Source organism: Citrobacter sp. Igbk 16 (assembly GCF_028069755.1).
Lineage (GTDB): Bacteria > Pseudomonadota > Gammaproteobacteria > Enterobacterales > Enterobacteriaceae > Citrobacter.
The window spans coordinates 345,158-361,343 of record NZ_JANEWJ010000001.1; the positions used below are offsets into that span (position 1 = coordinate 345,158).

Here is a 16,186-nt window from a genome sequence, read left to right on the forward strand (position 1 = left end):
CTTTCCTCTATGTTTAGCCGTTGCAACACAGTTAAAAATAAAACGTGCAGTATCGCGCAATGTGGTGCTATGGTGACCAAACACTGTTTAGTAAATTAAACAAAAATCATGAATACGACTCCTGAATTATCCTGTGACGTGCTGATCATTGGCAGCGGGGCTGCCGGACTCTCACTGGCGCTACGCCTGGCTGAAAAACATCAGGTCATTGTCCTGAGCAAAGGGCCGGTTAGCGAAGGCTCGACATTTTATGCTCAGGGTGGCATCGCCGCCGTTTTTGATGAAACCGACAGCATTGACTCCCACGTTGAAGACACGCTGATTGCAGGAGCCGGTCTTTGCGATCGTCATGCCGTTGAGTTTGTTGCCAGCAACGCCCGTTCGTGTGTCCAGTGGCTGATTGATCAAGGCGTCTTATTTGATACTCAGGTTCAGCCCAACGGCGAAGAAAGCTATCACCTGACCCGAGAAGGCGGCCATAGCCATCGGCGGATCCTGCATGCGGCAGATGCCACCGGTAAAGAGGTCGAAACCACGTTGGTCAGCCAGGCGCAAAATCATCCGAATATTCGGGTGCTGGAACGCAGTAACGCTGTGGACCTGATCATCTCAGATAAAATTGGTCTACCGGGGACACGCCGGGTTGTTGGAGCATGGATTTGGAACCGGAATAAAGAGGCTGTTGAAACCTGTCATGCGAAGTCAGTCGTGCTGGCTACCGGCGGTGCTTCTAAAGTGTATCAATACACCACCAACCCGGATATTTCCTCCGGTGATGGGATAGCCATGGCCTGGCGTGCGGGTTGCCGCGTTGCCAATCTCGAATTTAACCAGTTTCACCCAACCGCGCTGTATCATCCACAAGCGCGCAATTTTCTGCTGACAGAAGCGCTACGCGGGGAAGGCGCGCACCTGAAACGCCCGGATGGCTCACGCTTTATGCCCGACTTTGACAAGCGCGGCGAGCTGGCTCCGCGTGATATTGTCGCCCGTGCCATCGACCATGAAATGAAGCGTTTGGGTGCTGACTGCATGTTCCTCGACATCAGCCATAAACCCGAAGAATTTGTCCGTCAGCATTTCCCGATGATTTATGAAAAACTGTTAGGCCTGGGTATTGATCTGACCAAAGAGCCGGTCCCCATCGTCCCTGCTGCACACTATACCTGCGGCGGTGTAATGGTTGATGACTTTGGCCGCACAGATGTCGACGGTTTATATGCAATCGGTGAGGTGAGCTATACCGGTCTGCATGGTGCCAATCGCATGGCGTCGAACTCGCTGCTGGAGTGTCTGGTGTATGGCTGGTCTGCAGCGGAAGATATTGACCGCAGAATGCCCTACGCCCGCGGCGTTAACGCCCTCCCAAGTTGGGATGAAAGTCGGGTAGAAAACCCGGATGAATTGGTTGTTATCCAGCATAACTGGCATGAGTTACGGCTATTTATGTGGGATTACGTCGGCATCGTGCGCACAACTAAACGTCTGGAGCGCGCCCTGCGCCGTATCACGATGCTACAGCAGGAAATCGACGAATATTACGCCCATTTCCGCGTGTCGAATAATTTGCTGGAACTGCGCAATCTGGTGCAGGTAGCCGAGTTAATTGTACGCTGTGCGATGATGCGCAAAGAAAGTCGGGGCCTGCACTACACGCTGGATTATCCAGAGCAGCTTCCTGAATCAGGCCCGTCCATTCTCTCGCCGTTAAACCATCACATAAACAGATAAAATGCCTGGGTCAGCGCCGTGTAGCCTTCAGAATAACGCTGGTCTGACCCACGGATAACCAGCCTGTCGCTAAAGCACTCCCCGGTCTGCGGGGAGAATGCCAGCAAAACCCGATGCGGTAACCGGGCTTCAGTTTCGGCGACATCCGTACGCAAACGCAAATGCCAGCCCATACTTAATGCCTGTTGGGTAAACGCGTTGCCAATTTGCTCCGGCAGCACCACACAAAAAAAACCTTCTTCGGTAATGCTGTCAGCCGCCAGCGTGAGCAATGCTTCGTGATCGAGCGTAGTCGTGTAGCGTGCCTGCTCGCGCTGCGGCGTGGCGCATTCCACACCCTGTTCATAATAGGGTGGATTGCTGATAATCAGGTCAAAACGTACGGTCTGACGCGGTACCCATTGCTGAGCATCCTCTGAATGCACCGCCACACGATGCATCCAAGGAGATTGCGCAATGTTTTCCTGCGCCTGCTGCGCAGCATCAACATCAAGCTCAACAGCATCTATGATGACGTTTTCGTCTGTACGTTGGGCCAGCATCAGCGCCAGCAAGCCACTCCCGGTACCAATATCAAGGATCCGTTTTACGCCGGCCACAGGAGCCCAGGCACCCAATAAAATACCGTCCGTTCCGACTTTCATTGCACAACGATCGTGTGCCACAAAAAACTGCTTAAAAGTAAACCCATTACGCCGAAGTACGGATGTAGACTGAGGCATGAAGAACAACCTTCCTGGGAAAAAAACGATAACATAGGATAAAAACAATACCTGAGAAGGTATATCCATACAAACAGATGAAGATTGCAGCCGTAACGTCTATAATCAGCGCCCCACTCAGAGGTAGAACATGACTGTAACGACTTTTTCCGAACTTGAACTCGATGAAAGCCTGCTGGAAGCCCTCCAGGAAAAAGGTTTCACTCGCCCGACCGCCATTCAGGCTGCCGCCATTCCGCCTGCGCTCGATGGCCGTGATGTACTCGGTTCTGCGCCGACAGGCACCGGTAAAACGGCGGCATATTTGCTGCCAGCGTTGCAGCACCTGCTCGACTTCCCGCGCAAGAAATCCGGTCCGCCGCGCATTTTAATCCTGACACCGACGCGCGAACTGGCGATGCAGGTTGCCGAACACGCCCGTGAGCTGGCAAAGAATACGCATCTGGATATTGCTACCATTACCGGCGGCGTGGCTTACATGAACCACATGGAAGTCTTTAGCGAAAACCAGGACATCGTGGTCGCCACCACGGGTCGCCTGCTGCAGTACATTAAAGAAGAAAACTTCGACTGTCATGCGGTTGAGACACTGATCCTCGATGAAGCAGACCGCATGCTGGACATGGGCTTTGCCCAGGACATCGAACATATCGCCGGTGAAACCCGCTGGCGTAAGCAAACTATGCTGTTCTCCGCCACGCTGGAAGGCGACGCGATCAAAGATTTTGCCGAGCGTCTGCTGGAAGATCCGGTCGAAGTCTCAGCGGATCCGTCCACCCGCGAACGCAAGAAGATCCATCAGTTTTACTACCGTGCCGATGATATCGAGCACAAAACTGCCATGCTGATCCATCTGCTAAAACAGCCGGAAGCGACCCGCTCAATTGTCTTTGTACGCAAACGCGAACGTGTGCACGAGCTGGCAGGTTGGCTGCGCCAGGCTGGCATTAATAACTGCTATCTCGAAGGCGAGATGGTGCAGATTAAGCGTAACGAAGCGATCAAACGCCTGACCGATGGTCGCGTGAACGTGCTGGTAGCAACTGACGTTGCCGCACGCGGGATCGATATTCCTGACGTCAGCCACGTGTTTAACTTCGACATGCCGCGCAGCGGCGATGCCTATCTGCACCGCATTGGCCGTACTGGTCGTGCCGGGCGGAAAGGTACCGCGATTTCACTGGTTGAAGCGCATGACCACCTGTTACTCGGCAAAGCGAGTCGTTATATTGACGAGCCATTGAAGGCACGCGTCATTGATGAACTGCGTCCAACCACGCGTGCGCCAAGTGAGAAGTCTAACGGCAAGCCATCCAAGAAAGTGCTGGCGAAACGCGCAGAGAAAAAAGCAAAAGAGAAAGAGAAGCCGCGGGTGAAAAAACGTCACCGCGACGCCAAGAATATCGGCAAACGTCGTAAACCGAGCGGAGCTGCTACCCAGCAGTCCGACAAAGAGTAAGCAGAATGCCGGGCCAGTCAGCCCGGCATTTTTTCATGTACAGCAAAGCTCTCTGTAATACATTCCATAAAAACCCGCATCGCCGGGCTAACGACTTTTCCGGCATGATGTGCGCACAATGCGGTAATCAGTTCAGGCTTTTCACTGAACGGCAACTCGATTAATTCTCCCGAGTGTAATTCCTTCTCAACGGTAAACCGCGGTAAAAAACTGACACCAAGATTCGCAGAGACACACTGCTTGATGCTTTCGATACTCCATAGCTCAATAGTATTCTCCAGCGTAATCTGTCGCTTACGCAGCAGACTTTCAAAACGCTGTCTAAAAATACATTGTGGTTCATTAATAATAAAACTGCAGGGAATATGCTGATTATACTGAGTGAAATCAACGTCCTGAAGAGCCGGAGAGGCGACCAGTGCCAGTGACTGTTCACCCAGTGACAGCATCTCAAGCACATCATCATTTCCCACCCGATAAAACACCCCCAGATCTACCTCATCACCCAGCAGAGCATCACGAATGACATAACAATTGAGCGATTGTAGGGACAACCGAACATCAGGAGCGCGTTGTTTAAAGCGCTGTAAAACCTGCGGCATTTTATAGGCCAGCAGCGTTTCTCCGGTTGCGACGCGGAGATCGCCGCTCGGCTGTGCATCTTGTTGCGCCGTCTGACGTATCGATGCCATCACGCGAGTCAGGTCATGTATATGTGGCATCAGCCGTTTCCCCTCACTGGTGAGGCACATCCGCCGGCCAATTTTTTCGAATAACTGTATTGAGAGTTCTTGTTCAAGCTGTTGAATATGAAACGTTACGGTTGATTGCGTACAGCAAAGCTTTTGTGAAGCCCGAAGGAATGAGCCCTCTTCCACTACCGTTTTTAGCGTAATAAACCGACGTAAATCCATCCTCACCAACCTATCGAAATTATCGAATTCAAGATGCAAAAACATTCATTTTTTTAAATGTTGTGTCTCGGGTACTGTCTGCTAAAACAGAGGAGATAACAAGTGACACCCATGCTTTTAAGTGCATTCTGGACCTATACATTGATTACTGCGCTAACGCCCGGCCCGAATAATATTCTCGCGCTGAGTGCGGCGACATCACATGGCTTACGTCAGAGCACACGTGTTCTGGCCGGAATGAGTCTGGGCTTTTTAATCGTCATGCTGTTGTGTGCCGGGATCTCGTTTTCGCTGGCCGTCCTGGATCCGGCTATCATTCATTGGCTGAGTTGGGCAGGGGCAGCCTACATTTTATGGCTGGCCATGAAAATCGCCACCAGCCCAGCCTCAAACGATAGTCTACAGGCGGAACCGATTAGCTTTTGGGCGAGTTTTGGTTTGCAGTTTGTGAACGTCAAAATCATTTTGTATGGCATTACTGCGTTATCCACGTTTGTGTTGCCATATACCCAGGATGCTTACTGGTTGATTGGTGTCAGTATTCTGCTGGCGCTGATTGGAACATTTGGCAATGCCTGCTGGGCGCTGGCGGGTCATCTTTTTCAGCGTATCTTCCGCCACTATGGACGGCAGCTGAATATCGTTCTGGCACTACTGTTGGTTTATTGTGCGGTGAGGATTTTTTACTAACGGATGTGAAAAGGCGGAAGATGCACTAACATCTTCCGCCTTCTGATTTTCTGCTAATCGGGGTTACTCCCCGCGAGCCTTACAGGCTCTCAGTAAAGGTACGAGCAATAACGTCGCGCTGCTGTTCTGGAGTCAGCGAGTTAAAACGTACTGCATAACCAGAAACACGGATGGTCAGCTGCGGATATTTTTCCGGGTGCTTAACTGCATCTTCCAGTGTTTCACGACGCAGAACGTTAACGTTCAGGTGCTGACCACCTTCTACACGAACTTCTGGCTGTACATCTACCGGTACTTCACGGTATTCGATTTCACCCAGTTTGCTGACGGCAACGACTTCATCAGCATTGAAACCTGCTTTCGCAACGATGCAGCGTGCTTCGCCTTTTTCGCTGTCCAGCAGCCAGAAAGAGTTCAGCAGGTCGTCGTTTGCAGCTTTAGTAATCTGGATACCTGTAATCATGTTGATGCCTCCCCGGCAAAATTATTTGATTTCGGTTGGCCTCATCCGGCCAATTGGTAAAACCATTGTTGCTTGAGTGTATATATACCCCTCACACACCCTTGAATCTTTGATTTAAATCAACAAAAACCACACATGAAAAGTGGTGATAGGTGGATTTTATTGTTTTACATCAACTTACACCATATGCGCAGGTAAACTTTTTACATAAATTTTCAACTATCTTTAAGGGGTAGCACGTTGAGAAGCGTGCAGAATTTTGCGCCGTTGAAAGAAGCAGTTAAGCTATGGGGATTGAAAAAATCGCAGGAGAGCGAGATGGCCACCGAATTAACCTGGCACGATGTGCTGGCTGAAGAGAAACAGCAGCCCTATTTTGTGAACACGCTGCATACCGTTGCCGGCGAACGCCAGTCAGGTATGACAATTTATCCGCCACAAAAAGATGTGTTTAACGCTTTTCGCTTTACTGAGCTTGGCGACGTTAAAGTTGTCATTCTGGGACAAGATCCATACCACGGTCCAGGGCAGGCCCATGGTCTGGCTTTCTCTGTACGTCCAGGCATCGCCACTCCGCCGTCATTACTGAACATGTATAAAGAGCTGGAAGCCACCATCCCGGGATTTACCCGTCCGACACATGGATACCTGGAGAGTTGGGCTCGTCAGGGGGTGCTGCTACTGAACACCGTTCTCACCGTTCGGGCGGGTCAGGCACATTCGCATGCCAGCCTGGGTTGGGAAACCTTTACCGATAAAGTCATTAGCCTGATTAACGAACATCGTGAAGGCGTTGTTTTCCTGCTTTGGGGCTCTCACGCCCAGAAGAAAGGGGCCATTATTGATGCACAGCGCCACCATGTGCTGAAAGCGCCGCACCCGTCCCCCCTTTCTGCCCATCGCGGTTTCTTTGGCTGTAATCACTTTGTACTGGCAAATGAATGGCTGGAACAACGGGGAGAAAAGCCGATCGACTGGATGCCGGTATTGCCGGCGGAGAGCGAGTAAAAAAATGCCAGCGAATCGCTGGCATTTCTATTATCAGGCTTTGTTCTGACGCCACCACTCCGCGAGCAGCACACCTGTCGCAACGGAGACGTTAAGCGTTTCTACGTTGCCAGTACCATCAATTGCAACGCACAGATCGTCTGCTGAGCAAGCTGCTTCAGGCAGAGCTTCACGTTCGCGACCTAACACCAGCACCATTTTTTCTGGCAGCGTGGTGTTAAATAGCGGCTTACCTTTGTCGCTTGAGGTCATGACGACGGTGTAACCCGCCTGGCGGAAATCATCCAGTACATCCACAATACTGTCGCCAGTAATGGGTTGTACGTGCTCAGCCCCCCCTTCAGCGGTACGGATAGCCGCACCTGATTCCAGTAATGCTGCGTCCTGTACTACTACGCCTTTTACGCCGAAGTGCGCACAGCTACGCATCATACCGCCCAGGTTATGCGGGTTTGCGATATCTTCCAGCGCCAGCACACAATCCTGCGCTCCGGCCTGAGCAACCCACTGCTTAACGGTAGTGCCGTTACGTTTTTTGATCAGGAAGCAAACACCGCCATGGTGCTCAGTACCAGACGCTTTCGCCAGTTCGGCCTCATCAACCACGTGATAGGCTTTGCGGTTTGCAGCCATCCAGCGCAATGCTTCTTTGAATCGCGGGGTGACGCTCTGAATAAACCAGGCGCGGACGATGGCGTCCGGGCGGCTCTGGAAAAGCGCCTGACACGCATTTTCGCCATAAACACGGGTTTCTTCCGCGCGCTGACGACGCAGTACTTCAGGATCGATAAAGCTCTTACCGCTGATGCCACCATGATCGGCTTTATCCGCAGTGTCATCATTCGGTGCGCGGGATACGGTACGCCACGGTGAATCTTCACGTCTGCGATCGCGTTCTACATCACGGTCACGACCACGTTCACGACCGCGTTCACTGTTCGGCCCCTTTCTGTCATCACGGGCAGGGCGACGACCGCCTTCGGCTCGGGAAGTACCGGGGCGACCGCCGCCTTTGCCAGTACGTGGATTTTGGGTGCGTTTATCCGAGTCATCGTCACTGCGGACGTACATCACTTTGACCTTGCCGTTTTTGTTCTTCAGTTCGTCGCTCATGTTTTTCTCCACCTGCTCTGCGCGAAGCGCGCAGATTACCCGATGTGCACGTCGTTAGCCATTATTTCATTTAAAAGCTAATGACTATTGTACTCATTGAATAAAACGCATTGTTGTTTAAAACAGTCTCTCCGATAATATGTAACATAATAGAAACATACTGGCGTCATTGCCGCGAAGTCCACCCTACTCATCCAGAGGTTAGTTATGAATACCGTTTGTACCAGCTGCCAGGCTATCAACCGCATTCCCGACGATCGTGTTCAGGAAGCGGCCAAATGCGGACGCTGTGGTCACGACCTGTTTGACGGGGAGGTGATCAATGCGACCGGTGAAACGCTGGATAAGCTGCTAAAAGACGATCTTCCGGTGGTAGTTGATTTTTGGGCGCCATGGTGTGGCCCGTGCCGTAACTTCGCACCTATTTTTGAAGATGTCGCGGAAGAGCGTAGCGGTAAAGTGCGCTTTGTTAAAGTGAATACGGAAGCCGAACGCGAACTCAGCGCACGTTTCGGTATCCGCAGCATTCCGACCATCATGATCTTCAGAAAAGGTGAAGTCGTCGATATGCTGAATGGCGCAGTGCCCAAAGCCCCGTTTGATAGCTGGCTTAACGAATCGTTGTAATCTCTGCGGGGCGCATCTTGTGCCCCGTTTTCACCTCTGCGACAATAGCGTTTTTCAACGTGTTTCCCCATGACCGATAACGCTGTTCTTCAGTTACGCGCTGAGCGCCTCGCGCACGCCACACGTCCTTTTCTTGCCCGAGGCAACCGCATTCGTCGCTGCCAGCGTTGTCTGCTACCGCTGAAACTCTGCCTGTGCGCAACATGGGTGCCTTCTCAGGCCAAAAGCCGTTTTTGTCTGATGATGTTCGATACCGAACCGATGAAGCCCAGTAACACAGGACGTTTGATTGCCGATATTTTACCCAATACTGCGGCTTTTCAGTGGTCTCGTACCGAACCACCGCAGGAGCTGCTTGATCTGGTGCAACATCCTGATTATCAGCCAATGGTCGTTTTCCCCGCGTCTTATGCCGGTGAAGAACGTAAAGTCATTTTCACACCGCCAGCCGGTAAACCACCGTTGTTTATCATGCTTGATGGCACCTGGCCGGAAGCACGTAAAATGTTCCGTAAAAGTCCCTACCTCGACAACCTGCCGGTGATCTCCGTCGATCTATCGCGCCTTTCCGCATACCACCTGCGCGGGGTGCACGCCGAGGGACAGTACTGCACTGCCGAAGTCGCCATTGCCTTACTGGATTTGGCAGGGGATACGCAAGCGGCTGAAGGCTTAAGCGCTCACTTCACGCGCTTTAAAACACGCTACCTGGCAGGAAAAACTCAACATCAGGGAAGCGTCACAGCAGACTCAACAGAAAGCGTTTAAAATCATTCGGTCACTGGAGTCATTAAGGAAGCCGATATGAGTCAACGTGGTCTGGAAGCGCTACTGCGACCGAAATCCATTGCCGTGATTGGGGCATCAATGAAGCCCAATCGAGCAGGATACCTGATGATGCGTAACCTGCTGGCAGGCGGGTTCAACGGCCCCGTTTTACCAGTGACCCCCGCCTGGAAAGCCGTGTTGGGCGTACTGGCCTGGCCCAATATTGACAGCCTGCCTTTTTCTCCTGACCTGGCCATTTTGTGTACCAATGCCAGCCGTAATCTGGCGTTACTGGAAGCACTGGGCGAGAAAGGCTGCAAAACCTGCATTATTCTCTCGGCTCCCGCGGCGCAGCATGCTGAGCTGCTGGCCTGCGCATCACGTTATAAAATTCGTCTACTGGGCCCTAACAGTCTCGGGCTTCTGGCCCCCTGGCAGGGACTTAACGCCAGCTTCTCCCCCGTTCCGATTAAGCGCGGTAAGCTGGCTTTTATCTCTCAATCCGCCGCCGTATCCAATACCATACTCGACTGGGCACAGCAGAGAGAAATGGGCTTTTCTTACTTTATCGCACTGGGCGACAGCCTGGATATTGATGTTGATGAACTACTCGACTACCTGGCGCGCGACAGCAAAACCAGCGCGATATTGCTCTACCTCGAACATTTAAGCGATGCCCGGCGTTTTGTCTCCGCTGCGCGCAGCGCATCGCGTAACAAACCTATTCTGGTGATTAAAAGTGGCCGTAGCCCCGCAGCACAGCGTTTACTGCATACCAGTGCCGGAATGGACCCAGCCTGGGATGCGGCGATTCAACGTGCTGGTTTATTGCGCGTACAGGACACTCATGAGCTTTTCTCGGCGGTCGAAACCCTGAGCCACATGCGCCCACTACGTGGCGACAGACTGATGATCATCAGCAATGGGGCCGCTCCCGCGGCGCTGGCATTAGATGAACTGTGGTCGCGAAACGGTAAGCTGGCCGCGCTGAGTGAGGAAACCTGCCAGAAATTACGCGATGCCTTACCTGCTCACGTGGATATCGCCAACCCACTGGATCTGCGTGACGATGCCAGCAGCGAACACTACGTTAAGACACTGGATATTTTACTCGCCAGTCAAGATTTTGACGCACTGATGGTCATTCACTCACCCAGTGCGGCAGCCCCCGGAACCGAGAGCGCACAGGCGCTAATTGAAGCCGTCAAACACCATCCGCGAGGTAAGTTCGTCTCCTTGCTGACCAACTGGTGCGGCGAGTTTTCATCCCAGGAAGCTCGCAGGTTGTTTAGTGAAGCCGGATTACCCACCTATCGTACGCCGGAAGGTACCATTACGGCCTTCATGCACATGGTCGAATATCGGCGTAACCAGAAGCAACTGCGAGAAACACCAGCCCTACCCGATAGCCTGACCGCCAACACCGCCGAGGCACATAATCTGTTACAGCAGGCGATTGCTGAGGGCGCGACATCGCTGGATACCCATGAAGTACAGCCGATTTTGCAAGCCTATGGTTTACACACTCTACCAACCTGGATCGCCAGCGACAGTGCGGAAGCCGTACACATCGCAGAACAAATCGGTTACCCGGTAGCACTGAAGCTTCGCTCTCCTGATATCCCACATAAATCAGAAGTTCAGGGGGTTATGTTGTACCTGCGTACGGCAACAGAAGTGCAGCAGGCTGCGAATGCGATTTTTGATCGGGTAAAAATGGCCTGGCCACAGGCACGTATCCACGGTTTGTTAGTACAAAGTATGGCTAACCGCGCCGGTGCTCAGGAGCTGCGCGTCGTCGTCGAACATGACCCTGTGTTTGGCCCGCTGATTATGTTGGGTGAAGGCGGAGTTGAGTGGCGTCCTGAAGAGCAAGCTGTTGTCGCATTGCCGCCACTCAACATGAACCTGGCGCGTTATCTGGTGATCCAGGGGATCAAAAACAAAAAGATCCGCGCTCGCAGCGCACTACGTCCACTGGATATCGCCGGGTTAAGCCAGCTTCTGGTGCAGGTCTCCAACCTGATCGTCGATTGTCCGGAAATTCAGCGCCTGGATATCCATCCTCTGCTGGCCTCTGCTGGGGAATTTACTGCCCTGGACGTCACACTGGATATTGCCCCTTTCACGGGCGATAACGAAAGCAGGCTGGCGGTACGCCCTTATCCCCATCAGCTTGAAGAGTGGGTCGAGATGAAAAACGGCGAGCGCTGTCTGTTCCGCCCTATTCTTCCGGAAGATGAACCCTATCTGCAGCAGTTCATTTCACAGGTGACGAAAGAAGATCTTTACTATCGCTACTTCAGTGAGATCAACGAATTCACCCATGAAGATTTAGCTAACATGACGCAGATCGACTACGATCGGGAAATGGCCTTTGTGGCCGTGCGTTGTCGTGATAACCACGAAGAGATCCTCGGCGTGACACGGGCTATCTCCGATCCGGATAATATCGATGCGGAATTTGCCGTACTGGTTCGTTCAGATCTCAAAGGGCTGGGTTTAGGTCGTCGGTTGATGGAAAAGTTGATTGCATACACGCGAGATCACGGACTTAGACGTTTAAATGGTATTACGATGCCAAACAATCGTGGGATGGTCGCCCTGGCCCGAAAACTCGGGTTTGATGTCCACGTCCAGCTCGAAGAGGGAATTGTTGGGCTAACGCTGAATCTGGCCCAATATGAGGAATCGTGAGTAAGGTACTGGAAATGTTGACCACATTCATGGGTACTGGTGGTATCATTGCCCGCTTATGTCGTCTGCAAAGCACAGAGGACCCTTCAATGAACAGAGAAGAAATGCACTGTGATGTTGTCAAAATTTAAGCGTAATAAACATCAACAACACCTTGCCCAACTACCTAAGATTTCTCAGTCAGTTGATGATGTAGATTTCTTTTATGCTCCCGCAAATTTCAGGGAGACTCTGCTGGAGAAAATAGCCAGCGCGACGCGACGGATCTGCATTATTGCGCTGTACCTGGAACAGGATGACGGCGGTAAAGGCATACTCGACGCGCTCTATGCGGCAAAGCGGCAGCGTCCTGAACTGGATATTCGGGTGCTTGTCGACTGGCATCGAGCCCAGCGTGGACGCATTGGTGTTGCGGCATCCAATACCAACGCTGACTGGTATTGCCGCATGGCGCAAGAAAACCCTGGTATCGATATCCCTGTCTACGGCGTGCCAATTAACACCCGCGAAGCGCTTGGTGTTCTGCATTTTAAAGGCTTTATCATTGATGATAGCGTCCTGTATAGCGGGGCCAGTCTGAACGATGTTTACTTACACCAACATGATAAATATCGCTATGACCGCTATCAGCTGATTCGCAACGTGAAGATGGCCGATATCATGTACGAGTGGGTTACGCAGAACCTGATGAATGGGCGCGGCGTTAATCGTCTTGATGATATCCATCGTCCTAAAAGTCCGGAAATTAAAAACGATATCCGCCTGTACCGTCAGGAATTGCGCGATGCCTCCTTCCATTTCCAGGGAGATGCGGATAATGAGCAACTGTCAGTCACGCCGCTGGTTGGGCTCGGTAAATCCAGTCTGTTAAATAAGACTATTTTCCACCTCATGCCCTGTGCGGAGCACAAACTCACCATTTGTACGCCTTATTTCAACCTGCCAGCCATCCTGGTACGCAATATCATTCAACTGCTGCGCGAAGGCAAAAAGGTCGAGATCATTGTCGGCGATAAAACGGCTAACGACTTTTTCATTCCGGAAGATGAACCCTTTAAGATCATCGGCGCGCTGCCCTATTTATATGAAATTAATCTGCGCCGTTTCCTGAGCCGGCTACAGTATTACGTGAATACCGATCAGCTCGTCGTACGCTTATGGAAAGACGATGACAACACCTATCATCTGAAAGGTATGTGGGTTGATGATAAATGGATGCTGCTCACCGGCAATAATCTTAACCCCCGCGCCTGGCGGCTGGATTTGGAAAATGCCATTCTTATCCATGATCCCCAGCAGGAACTGACTCCCCAGCGTGATAAAGAGCTGGAGCTTATCCGCACGCACACCACCGTCGTGAAACACTATCGCGACTTGCAAAGTATTGCTGACTATCCGGTGAAAGTGCGTAAGCTTATCCGTCGATTACGCCGTATTCGAATCGACAGATTAATCAGCCGTATTCTGTAATCAAAACCCCGTCCAGTGACGGGGTTTTTCCTATGGAGGTAACGGTGCGCCTGTGTATTCTTGCCAGTGTTTTGCTTCTTTCCGGTTGTAGTCACATGGCTAACGACAGCTGGAGTGGGCAAGACAAAGCTCAACACTTTATCGCCTCGGCCATGCTTGCCGCAGCGGGGAACGAGTATGCACAGCATCAGGGAAACAGCCGCGATCGTAGCGCAGCTATCGGTTTGATGTTCTCTGTCAGCCTTGGGGCATCAAAAGAGCTGTGGGACAGCCGCCCCGCTGGGAGCGGCTGGAGCTGGAAAGACTTTGCCTGGGATGTGGCGGGCGCATCAACCGGCTATGCCGTTTGGCAACTGGCACATCATTAGAGGCGTAAGCCTTTTCCCTTACTGTGTAACATCAGCGAAACCAGGAATGCGACCACCGCCATAGCAGTGACATACCAGAAGAATGACGTTTCCATGCCGACAGATTTTAGGGATAACGCGACATATTCAGCCGAACCCCCAAACAGGGCATTGGCTACCGCATACGATAATCCCACCCCCAACGCACGGACCTGCGCTGGAAACATCTCTGCCTTCAGTATCCCGCTGATGGAGGTATAGAAACTGACGATCAACAAGGCGCACATCACAAGGACAAATGCCACAAACGGAGAACTCACATTTTGCAGCGCAGACAGAATAGGTACAGTGAAAATCGTCGCCAGCGCACCAAAACATAGCATTGAAGTCCGTCGGCCTATTTTATCTGACAACGCACCGAACAGCGGTTGTACCAACATAAACACGCACAATGCGGCCGTCATAATGCCGCTGGCCACGTTGGCATGCATACCCGCCGTATTAACCAGATATTTCTGCATGTAGGTCGTAAACGTATAAAAACACAGAGAACCAGCAGCGGTAAAGCCAAGTACCATGACAAAGGCTTTGCGATTACGCCACAACCCTTTCAGAGACCCCGCTTCTTTCAACGCACGGACATCCTGTTTTGATGTTTCATCCAGTTGACGACGCAGCCACAATGCCACAATAGCTAACACAGCTCCCAGTGCGAATGGAATACGCCAACCCCATGCTCTTAGCGCTGAGTCTTCCAGGGTTTGCTGTAATATGACCACAACCAGCAATGCCAGTAACTGCCCGCCGATTAATGTCACGTACTGGAATGAAGCATAAAAACCTTTCTTACCTTCAACGGCTACTTCACTCATGTAAGTCGCGCTAGTACCGTATTCTCCACCAACGGACAGCCCCTGGAATAATCTGGCCAGCAGTAATAGTGCGGGAGCCCAGGTGCCAATCGTCTCATATCCAGGCAGACAGGCGATCACCAGCGATCCCATGCACATCATGCAAACAGATAACAGCATGGACTTTTTACGTCCGTGTTTATCTGCAATACGACCAAAAAGCCATCCCCCGATTGGCCGCATCAGAAACCCTGCAGCGAAAACTCCGGCGGTTTGTAACAATTGAGTGGTGGTATTTCCGGAAGGAAAAAAAATGTGGGCAAAATAAAGGGAACAGAAAGAGTAGATATAGAAATCAAACCATTCGACCAGATTCCCTGACGATGCACCAACAATTGCCCATATACGACGACGGGTGTCGCCATCTGCCAGCGCCCCGTTCTCAGTTACACTGCTATCAGCCATTAGAATTGTACCCCTGCCAGGATCTTATGAATCTATCAATGATGTTTTGCGTCTGTTTTAGTAAATTAAATGTTATATAATTGTTATAATTTATTATGAGAGATAGATCACGATTTTAATTAGCAGGGAAAGGATTAAGAAATGTTCGGGGGAAGAGAACCTGGTTGGCTGTCAGAAATAGCACAGGCCTTTGTTGGCCGGATAAAGCGTTCACGTCGCACCTGGCGATGTGCCACCGGGAATGTCTGATGGTCCAGACAGTTGTAGGCCGGATAAGGCGATACGCCGCATCCGGCAAAATGCCATCGGGAGTGCCTGATGCACTGCGCTTATCAGGCCTACAACATACATTCAGTCCGGTGCATCCGGCGGTTTTCACCCCGCACAGACGCAAAAAAGCCCATCCGGCAGGATGGGCTTCTTCACTTATTTGATGCCTGGCAGTTCCCTACTCTCGCATGGGGAGACCCCACACTACCATCGGCGCTACGGCGTTTCACTTCTGAGTTCGGCATGGGGTCAGGTGGGACCACCGCGCTACAGCCGCCAGGCAAATTCTGTTTATCAACACACTTTTAGCATGTCGATGTAATCTGTAATCAAGCTGAATCTTGTGTCTGTCTTTCGCCAAAACATCTTCGGCGTTGTAAGGTTAAGCCTCACGGTTCATTAGTATCGGTTAGCTCAATGTATCGCTACACTTACACACCCGACCTATCAACGTCATCGTCTTTAACGTTCCTTCAGGAGACTTATAGTCTCAGGGAGAACTCATCTCGGGGCAAGTTTCGTGCTTAGATGCTTTCAGCACTTATCTCTTCCGCATTTAGCTACCGGGCAATGCCATTGGCATGACAACCC

At 51.6% G+C, this 16,186-nt stretch carries 14 protein-coding genes and 2 rRNA genes; 9 read left to right on the forward strand and 7 right to left on the reverse strand.

Features of this window, described 5'->3' with window-relative positions; genetic code table 11:
• Nucleotides 1-108 precede the first annotated feature (108 nt).
• Entirely contained in the window at nt 109-1,731 is a 1,623-nt protein-coding gene (nadB, locus tag NNO03_RS01605) for an L-aspartate oxidase (RefSeq protein ID WP_271448636.1), read from the forward strand.
• Here the strand turns inward: nadB and trmN are convergent.
• Nucleotides 1,716-2,453 (reverse strand): tRNA(1)(Val) (adenine(37)-N(6))-methyltransferase TrmN, encoded by a 738-nt coding sequence (gene trmN, locus NNO03_RS01610; protein ID WP_271448637.1) that lies wholly within the window; start codon nt 2,451-2,453, stop codon nt 1,716-1,718. The genes nadB and trmN overlap by 16 nt on opposite strands.
• A gap of 130 nt (nt 2,454-2,583) precedes the next feature.
• On the opposite strand from trmN, the gene srmB reads away from it, so the two are divergent.
• Nucleotides 2,584-3,912 (forward strand): ATP-dependent RNA helicase SrmB, encoded by a 1,329-nt coding sequence (gene srmB / locus NNO03_RS01615; protein WP_271440661.1) that lies wholly within the window; start codon nt 2,584-2,586, stop codon nt 3,910-3,912.
• A gap of 17 nt (nt 3,913-3,929) precedes the next feature.
• Here the strand turns inward: srmB and NNO03_RS01620 are convergent, their stop codons facing one another.
• Entirely contained in the window at nt 3,930-4,826 is an 897-nt protein-coding gene (locus NNO03_RS01620; RefSeq protein WP_271448638.1) for a LysR family transcriptional regulator, read from the reverse strand.
• A 102-nt stretch (nt 4,827-4,928) separates the two neighbouring features.
• Here NNO03_RS01620 and eamB point away from each other — a divergent pair, with 102 nt between their 5' ends.
• Nucleotides 4,929-5,516, forward strand: a complete 588-nt coding sequence (gene eamB / locus NNO03_RS01625) for a cysteine/O-acetylserine transporter (RefSeq protein WP_271440659.1) — start codon at nt 4,929-4,931, stop codon at nt 5,514-5,516.
• 79 nt (nt 5,517-5,595) lie between these two features.
• Here eamB and grcA read toward each other — a convergent pair whose 3' ends face one another.
• A complete protein-coding gene (gene grcA, locus NNO03_RS01630) occupies nt 5,596-5,979 on the reverse strand; it encodes an autonomous glycyl radical cofactor GrcA (RefSeq protein WP_003037563.1) in 384 nt (127 codons plus the stop codon).
• A 318-nt stretch (nt 5,980-6,297) separates the two neighbouring features.
• Here grcA and ung point away from each other — a divergent pair, with 318 nt between their 5' ends.
• The gene (gene ung / locus NNO03_RS01635) at nt 6,298-6,987 is read left to right on the forward strand and encodes a uracil-DNA glycosylase (protein WP_137383463.1); all 690 of its coding nucleotides are present in this window, start codon (nt 6,298-6,300) and stop codon (nt 6,985-6,987) included.
• Between the two features lie 33 nt (nt 6,988-7,020).
• Here the strand turns inward: ung and NNO03_RS01640 are convergent, their stop codons facing one another.
• The gene (locus NNO03_RS01640) at nt 7,021-8,100 is read right to left on the reverse strand and encodes a tRNA/rRNA methyltransferase (protein WP_271440657.1); all 1,080 of its coding nucleotides are present in this window, start codon (nt 8,098-8,100) and stop codon (nt 7,021-7,023) included.
• 207 nt (nt 8,101-8,307) lie between these two features.
• Between NNO03_RS01640 and trxC the strand changes: the two genes are divergently transcribed.
• From trxC to NNO03_RS01670, 5 genes are all read left to right on the forward strand, one after another.
• Nucleotides 8,308-8,727 (forward strand): thioredoxin TrxC, encoded by a 420-nt coding sequence (trxC, locus tag NNO03_RS01645; RefSeq protein WP_137383461.1) that lies wholly within the window; start codon nt 8,308-8,310, stop codon nt 8,725-8,727.
• 69 nt (nt 8,728-8,796) lie between these two features.
• Nucleotides 8,797-9,495 carry a tRNA-uridine aminocarboxypropyltransferase gene (gene tapT, locus NNO03_RS01650; RefSeq protein ID WP_271448639.1) on the forward strand — a complete coding sequence of 233 codons (699 nt, stop codon included), beginning with the start codon at nt 8,797-8,799 and terminating at the stop codon, nt 9,493-9,495.
• A 36-nt stretch (nt 9,496-9,531) separates the two neighbouring features.
• On the forward strand, nt 9,532-12,192 hold the full coding sequence (gene pat / locus NNO03_RS01655) for a protein lysine acetyltransferase (protein WP_271448640.1): 2,661 nt from the start codon (nt 9,532-9,534) through the stop codon (nt 12,190-12,192).
• Between the two features lie 114 nt (nt 12,193-12,306).
• Entirely contained in the window at nt 12,307-13,662 is a 1,356-nt protein-coding gene (gene pssA, locus NNO03_RS01665) for a CDP-diacylglycerol--serine O-phosphatidyltransferase (protein ID WP_271448644.1), read from the forward strand.
• 44 nt (nt 13,663-13,706) lie between these two features.
• Nucleotides 13,707-14,030, forward strand: a complete 324-nt coding sequence (locus NNO03_RS01670) for a YfiM family lipoprotein (protein ID WP_137383478.1) — start codon at nt 13,707-13,709, stop codon at nt 14,028-14,030.
• Here NNO03_RS01670 and NNO03_RS01675 read toward each other — a convergent pair.
• The 3 genes from NNO03_RS01675 to NNO03_RS01685 form a co-directional block, all read right to left on the reverse strand.
• Nucleotides 14,027-15,325, reverse strand: a complete 1,299-nt coding sequence (locus tag NNO03_RS01675; protein WP_271440654.1) for an MFS transporter — start codon at nt 15,323-15,325, stop codon at nt 14,027-14,029. The genes NNO03_RS01670 and NNO03_RS01675 overlap by 4 nt on opposite strands.
• A 435-nt stretch (nt 15,326-15,760) precedes the next feature.
• Nucleotides 15,761-15,876, reverse strand: a 5S ribosomal RNA gene (gene rrf / locus NNO03_RS01680).
• Between the two features lie 97 nt (nt 15,877-15,973).
• A 23S ribosomal RNA gene (locus NNO03_RS01685) occupies nt 15,974-16,186 on the reverse strand; the annotation flags it as partial.